This window comes from Pseudoalteromonas rubra (genome assembly GCF_004212645.1).
Lineage (GTDB): Bacteria > Pseudomonadota > Gammaproteobacteria > Enterobacterales > Alteromonadaceae > Pseudoalteromonas > Pseudoalteromonas rubra_G.
Genome location: NZ_PPUZ01000049.1, coordinates 1 through 12,815, shown reverse-complemented (window position 1 = coordinate 12,815; position 12,815 = coordinate 1). Strand labels below are relative to the sequence as shown.

Here is a 12,815-nt window from a genome sequence, read left to right as displayed (position 1 = left end):
ATGTAAAGTGAGTTCGGAGCTGTTTTGTACAAGATCAATGAAGTGTTTGAAACCATCCAGGGTGAAGCCAGCCACACTGGCGTGCCTTCCATTTTTGTGCGCTTGCAGGGGTGTCCTGTTGGTTGCGCCTGGTGTGATACCAAGCAGACCTGGGAGGTCGATCCGGTTTATCTTGTGAGCCTTGAACAAACAGTCGAAAAGAAAGCGGACTCCGACTACTGGGCCAATGCGACACCTGAGCAATTACTAGCTTTGTTTGAAGAGCGCGGTTACACCGCAAAGCATGTTGTGATCACAGGCGGCGAGCCTTGTATGTACGACCTCAACCCCTTGTGTGACGCATTACATGCAAACGGGTACCATACTCAGGTTGAAACCAGTGGCACCTTTGAGATCCTGGTTCCGAAAGAAACCTGGGTCACGGTCTCTCCAAAAATCAATATGCGCGGAGGCTACAAAGTGCTGACCAGTGCCATGCAAAGGGCGGATGAAATCAAGCATCCGGTCGCGATGGAAAAGCATGTGGAAGAGCTGGAGGCCTTGTTTGAGCAAACCGGCGTGCAACCTAAGCTGGTTTATTTGCAACCTATCAGCCAGAAGGCCAAAGCCACTAAGCTGGCAATCGATACCTGTAAACAGAAAAACTGGCGCTTATCTGTGCAAGTACATAAATACATAGGGATCAGCTAACCGGTGCTGCTTTAGCCAGCGGTTTCACCTTTAGCCAAATCTCCAGCGCAATCACGTGGCTTGCAGGGTCTGCCTCGTTGTTGCGCTCAGCGGGTTGATTGTAGTGTTCGATTAACGGCGCATCGTCCGGCTCAAAGCCACTGGTTGGTAACCAGGCGGCATACAGTGCCAGCTGAAACGGCAGCAAATTCCCCAGCAAATCGTGATAGCGAAAAACAGCGTACTGACCCGCCGCTAAGGTGCTGAGCCTGAAAGGGCTCAAAACGGCTGATTTTAATCTGACCGGTATCACCAGCGCTCCGTCATACCTGGCTTTGTCCAGCGGGGTAAATAGCGGATTATCGTGACCGAATCCAAGTTTAGTCGTCGTTTGCGGGTCCAGATCATGTGTCTGAGCCCACAGCTTAAGTTGCTCCCAGCACTGCCAGATCCCGTCGAGGTGATAACCCCGAGGTGCTCTGAGTGTACACAGCGTCATCGAGTCTATGTTTATGATCCGCTCCGGAGTTGGGTTAAGCGCAGGTGGGTTTACTGACACCCTTTCAGCTTGCAGCTGCATGAGTAATTCTACGTTTATCTTTTGTGGTGTCAGGCTATTTGCCAGTTGTTTTCTTAGTCGCTCTGTTTTTCTTACACTGACTGGCGTAATGCCATAGTGCTCTTTAAAAGAGCGCGCAAAGTTGGCGCTGCCTGAGTAGCCGCAATCCAGCGCAATGTCCGTGACACTTTTATCTGGATGAAAAAACAGCAAAGAGGCGGCGCGCTCAAGCCGTACCCGGTTACTGTATTGCGTCAGTGATTCTCCCATCAGAGCAGAAAAGATGCGCTGAAAGTGATATTTGGAAAAATGACTGAGCACAGCCGCCTGTTCCAGCGTAACGGATTGGTCTGGATGGTTGTGGATGTAAGCGACCACGGGCTTTAACCGTTCGAAATACAAGTCGCGATGCTTGTTGTGCTGTTTAATATGCTGCATTAGAAACTTCCAATCGATTTAAGCGTGTCTTTTTGTAGTGAATCCAACACAGAGTGCAGGTGGCCAGTGCGGCGATAACGTCGGCACCGACAATCGCCATAAAGATCCCATTAAGCTCAAACCACAATGGCAAAGTCAGCAGCAAAGGTGTAAACACAAATAAGACTCTGAGTGCACTAAAAAAGCTGGCCCGGCGTGTATCGCCAATAGACTGATAAAAACCACTGGCGAGCAGCATAAAAGCAATGAGTGGTAAGCCCCACAGTGCCGAATGTATTATGATCTCGCCCTTTGCAATAAGCTCAGGCTGCTCGGTAAACCAGGTCATAATGCTAAAGGCAAACCCGACTAAAACAAGGATCAGTAGTGTTGCATAGAGCACCATCGACAGCAGTGCTATTTTAATCGATTTGCGTACACGGGCCATATTCTGTGCGGCAAAGTTGTATGCGCACAAAGTCTGAAAGGTGACCAGCATAGCAACCAGGGGCAGGGTCGCGAAGGCCAGCACCCGACTTAACATGCCGTATGCTATCAGCCAGTTTTCATCGGCTATCTTTATCAGTTGAATATTCATGAGCGCGGTTTGCCAGCCAAGACATAGCTGAGTGATCAGTATGGGCGCGCCGGTAGCCAAAATGGCTAGCCACTTACCTGGCTTAAATGCAAAGTGAATTTGGCTAAGTTTGTTTGAGCGCCTAAGCATAAAAATGGCCATGACCAATGCGGCGGCCTGTGATGTGATTGTGGCAATAGCTGCGCCCGACACGCCCCAATCGAATACGGCAATAAACACGTAATCCAGTAAGATGTTGAGCCCTGAGGCCGTTAACATTAACAGCATTAGCTTTTGCGGCTGTCCTTCAGCACGGAAAATGTCACCAAGTACAGGCAGCTGTATGGTAACAAAGCTAAATAGGATTATGGGGTGCAGGTAAGCATATGCATCAGCTTTAAATACCGCCTGTACGCTCAACCAGTCTAATATTTCCAGTGGGTAGAGCCAGCCTAAAAGCAGCAGTATTGTGCTCAGGGCGGCGGCGATTTGTAATGTATGGCCTATTATCAGTCCCGCCTTTGCACGCTGTTGGGCACCCAGCTGGCGCGTAACGAGCGTGGCCATACCGGCACTGAGCATGGCAGCCAGAGCGGCAATGCCCATTTGTATGGGGAACACCATGGCAACGGCCCCCAGTGCTTGCTCACCAACAAAATGGCTGATAAAAAGGCCGTCGATAAGGTTATAAAGACCAATGACAAGCATGCCAATACAGATTGGAATAAAGTGTTTAACAAACAAGCTTATTACAGGCTCGTTTGCGAGGCGCTCAGCGCCGTGAGACGCCTCGTCGTGGTTGACAGACATGGCTATTTTCCTGAACTAAATGAAAGTCAGGCTAGTCTATTGGCCTTCTTCCAGGAAAAATATTCAAATCTTGCGCAGTGAGCATCTTTGCTCAATAACATTCAGAGCTGCCCATTTCGATAATGCGATTGGTTTCGCCGCTGTTCTTGAATAAGTAAAGGCTTTTGTTGATGTCGTTGAGTACGCCCCGCCAGTTAGGCTTGGCCTTACTGAGCGCAAAATAAAGGTTATTGTATCGCAAAGCGGGCTCCACGTTTTCCAGCCCTCTTAACAAAGTCACCTTTTCTGATTTACTCAGATCTGAATAGCTTACGGTAAAGCGCAGTACTTTAGGGTCGCCAATGATCAGGTCAACGCGCTTGCCTACCAGCAGCTTTACCAGTTGCAGGTCGTCAACGGCCTCAACAATCACAAACTCATTATTGTCCATCATGGCGTCAAATTCCGGGGTATTCTGATAGCCACGCACTACCCCTATGGTTGCCCCTTTGAGTGCATTAAGGTTGCCCTCAAAGTTGTCTGCCTCACCGCGGCGTTTCAGCAGGGCGATTTCTCCGCCCGGGTAGGCGTTAGACAGTGCCAGTAACTCGCGGCGTGTTTTGCCCTGGTAGTTGTCTGATGGTGAGGCATCTTCGATAAAGTACTCGGGGAAAAGAATGTCTGCCCGGCCTGATTCAACAGCCTTAACGGCCCTTGCCCAGGGCAGGAATTCAACATAAACAGGGTAATCCTGATCGGCCAGTATCGAGATGGTAAACTGAAACACCCAGCCTTTATTACATAACTGATCGCCGATATAAGGCGGCCAGTCCAGCGTCACCAGATGCAACAGTGGCTTGTCGCCGCTCTTGTTATAGAGATAGCCGTTACGGTATTGCTCTCCCTGAACCATGATGTACTTTCCTTGCTTGAAATAACCAACGTTCAGGCTGGCAAAGGTGCTCAGAGAAGCGCTACACAGTAACAGCAACAATACGACCCTGGTGAGTGTTTTCATAACGTGTTTCCCGGTGCCCACAGTTAAGATAAAAGCGTTTAAAAATAAAGCGATGAGTTTGCTTTTTGGCTACATCTATTATTCATTAAGTCTAGACATTATCACGCTAAAAGGAAGGGAAGAAGACAATAAGGCCAGCATTTTGCTGGCCTTATTCTAGACAATTAGTCTGACAGGTACGGTGTGCTTAGATTACTGCACTAATTCCTGTTCCGAAAATTCATCGGCGAACAGTGGGCTCGACAGGTAGCGCTCTGTCGCACTTGGCAGGATAACCACGATGTTTTTATCCGCATTTTCCGGCTTCTCAGCAAGGCGTTTTGCTGCAACGACCGCTGCACCAGATGAAATACCCACTAAGATACCTTCATCTTTCATTAGCTGATGTGCCATGGCAATCGCATCTTCGTTAGATACTTGCTCAGTCCCATCCAGCAGTTCAAGGTCCAGGTTACCAGGAATGAAGCCTGCGCCAATGCCCTGAATTTTGTGTGGACCAGGTTTCAATTCTTCACCTGCCAGCGCCTGAGAGATAACCGCTGAGTCAACAGGTTCTACCGCGATAGACTTAACGTCCAGGCCTTTTTCTTTTTTCAGGTAACGCGTTACACCTGAAATCGTACCACCAGTGCCCACGCCTGCAACGAAGTAGTCAATCGCACCGTCCATTGCTTCGAAAATTTCAGGACCTGTGGTCTCTTCATGGATTTTCGGGTTAGCCGGGTTTTCGAACTGTTGTAGCAGCACATATTTTTCAGGGTCACCAGCGAGGATTTCATTGGCTTTTTCAATGGCGCCTTTCATGCCTTTGGCACCTTCGGTCAGTACCAGGTTTGCCCCAAGGGCTTTAAGCAGTTTACGGCGCTCAAGGCTCATTGTGTTTGGCATAGTCAGTGTCAGTTTGTAACCGCGCGATGCAGCAACAAATGCCAGTGCAATACCTGTGTTACCTGAGGTAGGCTCGATAAGTTCTTTGCCTTCGCTTAGCAAGCCGGCTTTTTCAGCTTCCCAAATCATGGAAGCGCCGATGCGGCACTTTACGCTGAAGCTCGGGTTACGAGATTCAATCTTGGCAAAGACATTGCCACCGGTTACACGGTTAAGTTTAACGATCGGGGTGTTGCCAATAGACAGGCTGTTATCTGCAAAAACGTTCGACATAATTTTCCCTTGAATGAGCTAAGGATATTTAATACTAGTCACACTTTACTGGGGTTGTAGCAAAACGAAAGGAAAGAATGGCTATAAGATATATTAAAAAGGCTTATGCCTTGATGGAATAAAAAAATAAATATGTATAATAAAAGAGCAATATACAGCCAAGCAGATTTTGCATCTCTGATTGGCTGTATGCAGCGGGCTTTACAGCAACCAGGCGTAGCTGAACTTGGCAAAGAACGTCTTGTTATCTTTGCTGATTTTGCTCAGGTCGTCATCCTGATAGCCATTGTCTGAGTAGCCTGCAAAAAACACGGTTTGCGGGTTCAGTTTATATGCGTAGAGCAGTTGCGTACTCAGGCGTTTGTACTGACTGTCTACATCGTCGATATAGTTGGCCTGATTGCGGCGAATATCCGTTTTGATGAAGGCCAGTCTCAGATAGCTGTTGATGTTAAACTGATAAGTAAAACGTATGTCGCTGAGGTTTGCGGTAAACACCTCCATGCCATCAGCGGTGAGTTTCTGATAGGTGTGACGCAGGCGCACCTCAAAATGCTGGCCAAGGTAAAAGTCCAGTAAAGGGCGGATATAACGTTCATCTGCCATACGGTTATTGGCTAAATCGACACGGTTGCCTGTGCGTAGCGTCAATCCACTGAACACGCCCGGCGCGGGCTTACTCTCCAGATAGATCCACTGAGTGTTTTCGCTAAACAGATCGGTATTGCCGTCAATGGCCAGGCTGGATTCGTCATGACGTAAACCGGTACGCTTACGATGATCAACGCCAAAGTCAATGGTACTTTGCAGCGGACCACTGATGGCTATGTTACTCTGAATTTCTTTTTCCAGCAGTTCGCCATTTTCATTGTGGCTGATATCCCAGTCGGTATACCAGCGGGTGCGGTTCCACCAGGTCTGTTCATCACCATACCAGCGGTATTCAAAGCCGGTGACGAATTTATTGAAATCGACCTGAGATAAAAAGCCCATGTCGGCGCGCAGTGCAGCGTCATAGTTGCGATAGCTGGCAAAGGCTTTCCAGTGCTTCTGGTTATGACGATAGTCGAGCATATAGCCCAGACCCTGGTTGTCATCCTCAAGTTGAGTACGCAACACACTTTCGTCTATTTCACAGTTTTCCAGCGTTTCGTCGTCGCACAACTCTTTTACCATGGCCGGGTCGTAGTCGGTTTTTGAAGTCAGGATCTGTGCTTTAAAGGTATCGTTTGCGGTGGGCTCGTACTTACCATCCAAGCTGAGCAACTGATTCTTGTAGTCTTCACTTTGCCGGGTTGTGGTTAAGGCGCCCACAGACAGCGTCTCGTTGGCATCATATCGGTAGCGCAGTGCTGCGTTTTCACTTTTTTGCTCTAATGAAACCACACTGGAGCCCAAATTGCCCGGCACCATGACATTGGTAAACTCATCGTTAGTCACAAAAGCGGCATAGGTGTGGCCCTGTTTGCTGCCGGTTAATTTAGCACCATAATCGGGCGCGGCAATGTTTCGGGTATGTAGCAGGTTAATATGGGAGGAAAAATAGTCCGCATTGTCGAGAAAAAATGCGCGTTTTTCCGGGAAGAATAAGCTAAAGCTGTTGTTTACACTGAGCTGCCCATTGTCGGCTTCTACCTGAGAAAAATCCGGGTTCAGCGTGGCGTTTAAAGTGGTATCCGGTGTAATGGCCCATTTAACGTCCAGTCCTGGCTCATAGTTAGTGTCGTTTTCCCAGTCCGGGATAGTGCTGCCGTCTATGTCTCTGGTTTGCTGCTGACTGACCACCATCGCCGGGATCACGGCAAGGTTGCTGTTTTGTTTGGCACCAGAAAACCCGGTGAATGCTGGCATCTGACACACCCAGCACTGGTTTTCATGGGCAATTTGCATACTGGAAATCCGCAGTCGCTCACTGCGCGGATAAAAACGCAAAAATTCCATGGCCATGGTTTTGGTGTCCTGACTGTCGTCAAAGTTGAGCACACGCAGTGGGATCTCTACTTCAACCACATAGCCTGAGTCATTAATCTGGCCTGCGGAATCCCAGATACCGTTCCAGGAGCTGTCTTCGCTGCCACTGAGTACGTTTTCTATGGAATCCTGCTGGACACCAAGGGGATTAATAAAAAACTGATAAGCACTGCGGCCGTTGTTGAAAGAATCAATTTTTATGCCGACGAGGTCGTCGTTCCAGCCGCGATCCCGGTCGCGGAAAAACGCCCTGATCTGGGCTGGGTCGGGGTCCTTGGCATCAAAGGCCAGAAACAACGACTGACCATTTTCAAATACCCGTACACTGGTTGTCACCGGGCTTTGCGTATTTTCGTATGGCCAGGTGACGTTGTCTATGGCAATGAGCTTTGCCTGTTGCCATACGGTTTCATCTATTTTTCCGTCGATGTTCACGCTGGCATTGATATAAGGAATGGCAGGCTCGGCGGCAAGGCTGGGAGCACTGAACCACAGGCAGGGTGCAACGATTGAGAGTGAGCTTAAAACTTTATTTAACATTATTAGTGGGTTTGATAGCACAACTTTGATGGCGCATTAAATACCAGAGATACAGTGTGAACAATTGTTTAGCGTTTAACAGCAAAGTGGCCGGGTTGAGTGGTATTTTATTTATGTTTTGTGAACAGTTGGTCAAGTCATATCGCAGAACTATGTACCTGCATTGTCATTCCATGGTAAAAAGGCGAATCTGTTTTCAATCAGGCGTGTTGTATGTCTCTTATTTTAAAACTTGTCGCCGGTATTTTCGCCGGTGTACTGGCGGGCTTTTATTTGCCTATGCTGATGGTCGAACTGCTTTATACCGTTAAGGTCATCATCGGGCAGCTGATCTCTTTTACTATTCCACTGATCATCTTGTTTTATATCGCATCCGGTATTGCGGGATTACCCAAGGCGTCTGGCCATTTGTTAGGTAAGACTGTTGGCTTCGCTTACGGCTCTACGGTCATTGCCGGTACTCTGGCCGTCCTTCTAGTTAGTCTGGCTGTGCCCATGTTTGAAGGCAGTGTTGCTTACCAGGCTGCAGAGGCCACTAAAATAGAAAGCCTTATTAAGCTGCAAGTGCCGCCGCTGATGGGGGTCATGACGGCGCTGGCAACGGCATTTGTCTTCGGTATAGGGATCAGTCAGCTTCACCTGACTCAGCTTAAGCAAGTGGTTGATCAGGGGCGTGATGTGATTGATGCGCTGCTGGCTAAAGTGATTATTCCTGCACTGCCATTCTATATTGCCGGTGTATTTGCAGAAATGGCTGTTGCGGGTACCGTGGCAGATACGCTGAGCACGTTTGGCGTGGTGCTACTGGCGGCTGTGGCGATGCACTGGCTGTGGCTGGCATTTTTGTATATCAGCTCAGGCATCTTACTAAAGCGCAATCCACTTGAACTGATTAAAAATATGCTGCCAGCTTATTTTACCGCCATTGGTACTATGTCCAGCGCAGCGACCATTCCGGTTTCACTGCGTGCCAGTAAATCAAATAATGTGAAAGAAGAAGTGGCCAACTTCACAGTACCTTTATGCGCCACTATTCATCTGTCAGGGTCAACAATCACCATAGTGACCTGTACGATGGCCGTGATGCTGCTTTCACCTGAGATGACATTACCATCTCTGAGCCAGATGTTACCTTTCATTTTTATGCTGGGCATCGTTATGATTGCGGCACCGGGTGCGCCGGGTGGGGCAGTGATGTCGGCACTGGGTCTGCTGAGCACTATGCTGGGCTTTGATGAAAGTGCCGTTGCTCTAATGATTGCCTTGTATCTGGCACAAGATAGCTTTGGTACAGCCTGTAATGTAACCGGCGATGGTGTTATTGCCCTGTGGGTAGACCGTTTCTCAGAGCAGGACCTGAGGTTGCATGGCAATTCATAGCCAGGCTCTAATACTAAAGGCTGTTTTTACCTAAAGTAGAAACTCGAATTGATTATGCTTTGCAATTTTCTGTGTTACCCTTGCAAAGCATAATGCAGGCATTATGCATGCATAATCAGACGATTATATAGACGACATTTGGCAGTTATTGCCGTTACCAAGGCTAGTGTGAGGGTTACCCGTTGATTAACGTACTTTTAGTTGATGATCATGAACTTGTCAGAACCGGTATTAAGCGTATTCTGGATGATGTACGCGGGTTTAAAGTGGTCGGAGAGGCTAAAACGGGTGAAGAGGCGGTCAGTTATTGTCGTCAGAGTGAACCTGATATCGTATTAATGGATATGAATATGCCAGGTATTGGCGGTCTGGAAGCAACCAAGAAAATTTGTCGCTACTGTCCGGATGTAAAAGTGATTGTGCTGACTGTGCATTGCGAAGATCCGTTTCCCAGCAAGGTTATGCAGATTGGTGCACACGGTTATTTAACCAAAAGTGCCGGCCCGGATGAGATGATCAATGCAATCCGTGCTGTGAATGCCGGTCAACGTTACATTGCCCCTGAAATTGCACAGCAAATTGCGCTGGCGCAGTTTAGCGGCAAAGTGGATGAAAACCCGTTCCAGTCATTGTCAGATCGTGAACTTCAGATCATGCTGATGATCACCAAAGGTGAAAAAGCGCAGGACATAGCAGACAGGCTCAACCTGAGCTCAAAAACGGTCAACAGCTACCGTTATCGCATGTTTGAGAAGCTTAACGTCAGCGGTGATGTCGAGTTAACACACCTGGCGATCCGCCACAAAATGATTGATATCGACAGCTCTCACTAGGTGAGCGTGTTGTTCTGAATAGAGATAATTCTCAGCCATGGCAGTGTTTGATAGTCAGGCGTTTCTTAAAACGCTGACCACGGAACCTGGTGTCTATCGTATGTATGACGAAGACCACCAGGTGATCTATGTCGGTAAAGCCAAAAACCTCAAAAAGCGCGTCAGTAGCTACTTTCGCAGCAATATACCGGATGCTAAAACCCGGGTTCTGGTGAGCAATATTCGTCATATCGAAGTCACTTTGACGAATACCGAAACCGAAGCCTTGCTGCTCGAAAACAACCTGATCAAAAAGTACCAACCCAGGTACAATATTCTGTTGCGCGATGACAAGTCGTATCCTTATATTTTACTGACCGATCATCGCCATCCCCGACTTGCGTTTCATCGTGGTTCCAGAAAGAAAAAGGGCGAGTACTTTGGCCCTTTCCCCAGCAGTGCTGCGGTGTCGGAAAGCTTGCGACTGATGCAGAAAATTTTCCCCGTCAGACAATGCGAAGACGCTTATTATCGGGCGCGCAGTCGGCCTTGCTTGCAATATCAACTGAAGCGCTGCTCAGCGCCTTGTGTGGCGAAAGTCAGTGACGAAGACTACGCCGAGCAGGTTGATATGGTACGCCAGTTTCTGAGCGGTAAATCACATCAGGTGATTGCGACTTTGGTCGGGAAAATGGAGCAGGCGAGCATGGCGCTGAATTTTGAAGCAGCCGCCAAGTTTCGGGATCAAATCGCGCTGCTGCGTCAGATGCAGGAGCAACAGTCTGTTGCGGGTAATTTCGCTGAAATGGATGTAATCGGCTTTGCACAGCTTAACGGCCTGTGCGCCATTCATATGTTGATGATCCGCGAGCATAAAGTGCTGGGATCAAAAACCTTCTTTCCAAAAATTCCCAAAGATTCAGGTCGAGATGAGATCCTCACCAGTTTTGTCGGCCAGTATTATGTGTCGACTGGCAGTCATGGCCGGATAGCCAAAGATATTGTATTGCCGTTCGACATTGCTGAGCTGGACGACCTGGCCGCAGCGCTGACACAGGTTGCCGAGCGCAAAGTTCAGCTCAGGGTGAATGCGCGCTCAGAGCGTGCGCAGTATCTGGAGCTTGCCAACAAGAATGCCCTGAACAGCATTATGGTGAAGCAAAATGCGCAGGACTCTATCGACAAACGGTATGCCAAACTAAAGGCGGCGCTGGGCGTGTCGGATATCAACCGCATGGAGTGTTTTGATATCAGTCATACCATGGGAGAAAACACCGTGGCATCATGTGTGGTGTTTGACGGGCAAGGGCCTAACAATCGAGAATATCGCCGTTATAATGTTACGGGTATTACGCCGGGAGACGACTACGCGGCCATGGCATTTGCATTAAACAAACGCTACGGCAAAGTCACAGATCCCGATAAAGTGCCCGATATTATTTTTATCGATGGCGGTAAAGGCCAGCTGTCCAGAGCAGAGTCGTTTTTCGAATCCTGGACACTGGAGAAGTTGCCAATGCTTATCGGTGTGGCAAAAGGCACCAGCCGTAAGCCAGGGTTAGAAACTCTGCTGATCGATGGCGGACGCAAAACCATTAACCTGGAAAGCGACTCTCCGGCACTGCATTTGATCCAGCATATTCGTGATGAGTCTCACCGTTTTGCGATAGCGGGACACAGAAGTAAGCGTCAAAAACAACGCACGCAATCCGTTCTGGAAGAAATTGAAGGCGTAGGCCTGAAGCGACGCCAGGCACTGCTTAAATACCTTGGAGGAATGCAGGGCGTAAAAGCCGCCAATATACAACAACTAAAACAAGTGCCCGGGATCAGCCCTCAGCTGGCTGAAAAGATATTTAACCATTTGCATGACAAAGCTTAAGCGTTCATGCGAACATAGTAAAAAAGAGTCTCTCTTAGTAGTTATGTGGAACATTCCAAACACGCTCACAACATTTAGGTTGTTACTTATTCCTGTATTTGCAGTGATCTTCTATTTGCCTTATTCATGGGCATTTTTTGCTGCCGCTTTTATTTTTTGGCTGGCATCGGTAACCGATATTCTTGATGGCTACCTGGCTCGCAAGCTGGAACAGTCAACGCCCTTTGGCGCTTTTTTAGACCCCGTAGCCGACAAAGTGATGGTGAGTGTGGCGCTGGTGGTGCTGGCAACGCATTATCAAAACATGTTTATGACCATTGCTACCATTGTCATTATTAGTCGTGAAATCGTTATCTCAGCCCTCAGAGAGTGGATGGCAGAGCAGGGTAAGCGTGGTCATGTGGCGGTGTCCTGGATGGGCAAGTTTAAGACCGCTGCACAAATGCTGGCCATTATTGGTTTGATTTGGCAGTTTGCGCCCTGGATGGTGATGCTAAGTTATGCATTGTTAGCCATTGCCACTTTGCTGACTGTGGTGTCTATGGTGCAGTATTTCTATGCTGCTCGTACTGAATTGGTTAAATCTTAGTATTCTTTGGCTGAATACAAAGCGTTTTAGATAAAAAATAAGCAAACGATTAAAAAGCTTCATTTTTTATGTTGACGCCTCCCGGAACTTCTGTAGAATGCGTCCGTGTTGAGAGGCAACAGCCTAACAAAAAGAGAAGTTCAAAACACTTCAATATGTTGAAAGTTTTGAATTTAAATGGGATTTAGCGTAAACGCTTTCAAACCCTTTCGGAGTGCGAGTATAGCTCAGCTGGTAGAGCGCAACCTTGCCAAGGTTGAGGTCACGAGTTCGAACCTCGTTACTCGCTCCAATTTCTCTTTGTCTGACTTAGTCAGAGTAGTGTGGCGGAATGGCAGAGTGGCCATGCAGCGGATTGCAAATCCGTCTACCTCGGTTCGACTCCGGGTTCCGCCTCCATTTTCTCAACAAACTCCACATGCGAAAGCAGCCCGATGCCCGGGTGGTGGAA

General features: G+C 48.2%; 10 protein-coding genes and 2 tRNA genes. 7 read left to right on the top strand and 5 right to left on the bottom strand.

The window, feature by feature from the left end:
- Nucleotides 1-24: 24 nt before the first annotated feature.
- Nucleotides 25-690, top strand: coding sequence for a 7-carboxy-7-deazaguanine synthase QueE (gene queE / locus C3B51_RS17570; RefSeq protein ID WP_125719206.1), 666 nt, complete (start codon nt 25-27; stop codon nt 688-690).
- Here queE and C3B51_RS17565 read toward each other — a convergent pair.
- From C3B51_RS17565 to C3B51_RS17545, 5 genes are all read right to left on the bottom strand, one after another.
- Nucleotides 683-1,666 (bottom strand): AraC family transcriptional regulator, encoded by a 984-nt coding sequence (locus C3B51_RS17565; RefSeq protein ID WP_130245900.1) that lies wholly within the window; start codon nt 1,664-1,666, stop codon nt 683-685. The two genes, queE and C3B51_RS17565, sit on opposite strands and share 8 nt — an antisense overlap.
- On the bottom strand, nt 1,653-3,032 hold the full coding sequence (locus tag C3B51_RS17560; protein WP_130245899.1) for an MATE family efflux transporter: 1,380 nt from the start codon (nt 3,030-3,032) through the stop codon (nt 1,653-1,655). The genes C3B51_RS17565 and C3B51_RS17560 overlap by 14 nt, the downstream gene beginning before the upstream one ends.
- Before the next feature lie 91 nt (nt 3,033-3,123).
- A complete protein-coding gene (locus C3B51_RS17555; protein WP_206074729.1) occupies nt 3,124-4,029 on the bottom strand; it encodes a substrate-binding periplasmic protein in 906 nt (301 codons plus the stop codon).
- Between the two features lie 192 nt (nt 4,030-4,221).
- A complete protein-coding gene (gene cysK, locus C3B51_RS17550) occupies nt 4,222-5,190 on the bottom strand; it encodes a cysteine synthase A (protein WP_046005763.1) in 969 nt (322 codons plus the stop codon).
- 201 nt (nt 5,191-5,391) lie between these two features.
- Nucleotides 5,392-7,701 (bottom strand): carbohydrate binding family 9 domain-containing protein, encoded by a 2,310-nt coding sequence (locus C3B51_RS17545; protein ID WP_130245898.1) that lies wholly within the window; start codon nt 7,699-7,701, stop codon nt 5,392-5,394.
- Between the two features lie 213 nt (nt 7,702-7,914).
- Between C3B51_RS17545 and C3B51_RS17540 the strand changes: the two genes are divergently transcribed.
- The 6 genes from C3B51_RS17540 to C3B51_RS17515 all read left to right on the top strand — a co-directional run bounded on the left by C3B51_RS17540 (nt 7,915) and on the right by C3B51_RS17515 (nt 12,763).
- Nucleotides 7,915-9,081, top strand: coding sequence for a dicarboxylate/amino acid:cation symporter (locus tag C3B51_RS17540; protein WP_130245897.1), 1,167 nt, complete (start codon nt 7,915-7,917; stop codon nt 9,079-9,081).
- 182 nt (nt 9,082-9,263) lie between these two features.
- Nucleotides 9,264-9,914: a UvrY/SirA/GacA family response regulator transcription factor gene (uvrY, locus tag C3B51_RS17535; RefSeq protein ID WP_010385932.1), complete on the top strand. Its 651-nt coding sequence runs from the start codon at nt 9,264-9,266 to the stop codon at nt 9,912-9,914.
- Between the two features lie 37 nt (nt 9,915-9,951).
- On the top strand, nt 9,952-11,775 hold the full coding sequence (gene uvrC, locus C3B51_RS17530) for an excinuclease ABC subunit UvrC (protein ID WP_130245896.1): 1,824 nt from the start codon (nt 9,952-9,954) through the stop codon (nt 11,773-11,775).
- Nucleotides 11,776-11,818: 43 nt separating this feature from the next.
- Nucleotides 11,819-12,364, top strand: coding sequence for a CDP-diacylglycerol--glycerol-3-phosphate 3-phosphatidyltransferase (gene pgsA / locus C3B51_RS17525; RefSeq protein ID WP_046005759.1), 546 nt, complete (start codon nt 11,819-11,821; stop codon nt 12,362-12,364).
- Between the two features lie 216 nt (nt 12,365-12,580).
- Nucleotides 12,581-12,656, top strand: a tRNA-Gly gene (locus C3B51_RS17520).
- A 33-nt stretch (nt 12,657-12,689) separates the two neighbouring features.
- Nucleotides 12,690-12,763, top strand: a tRNA-Cys gene (locus tag C3B51_RS17515).
- The last annotated feature ends 52 nt before the right edge of the window (nt 12,764-12,815 follow it).

Bases quoted from the DNA above. Each gene is read 5' to 3' on its own strand.
- C3B51_RS17540 (WP_130245897.1), top strand. From the start codon at position 7,915: ATGTCTCTTATTTTAAAACTTGTCGCCGGTATTTTCGCCGGTGTACTG.
- C3B51_RS17560 (WP_130245899.1), bottom strand. From the start codon at position 3,032: ATGTCTGTCAACCACGACGAGGCGTCTCACGGCGCTGAGCGCCTCGCA.
- cysK (WP_046005763.1), bottom strand. From the start codon at position 5,190: ATGTCGAACGTTTTTGCAGATAACAGCCTGTCTATTGGCAACACCCCG.
- uvrC (WP_130245896.1), top strand. From the start codon at position 9,952: ATGGCAGTGTTTGATAGTCAGGCGTTTCTTAAAACGCTGACCACGGAA.
- C3B51_RS17555 (WP_206074729.1), bottom strand. From the start codon at position 4,029: ATGAAAACACTCACCAGGGTCGTATTGTTGCTGTTACTGTGTAGCGCT.
- C3B51_RS17545 (WP_130245898.1), bottom strand. From the start codon at position 7,701: ATGTTAAATAAAGTTTTAAGCTCACTCTCAATCGTTGCACCCTGCCTG.
- pgsA (WP_046005759.1), top strand. From the start codon at position 11,819: ATGTGGAACATTCCAAACACGCTCACAACATTTAGGTTGTTACTTATT.
- C3B51_RS17565 (WP_130245900.1), bottom strand. From the start codon at position 1,666: ATGCAGCATATTAAACAGCACAACAAGCATCGCGACTTGTATTTCGAA.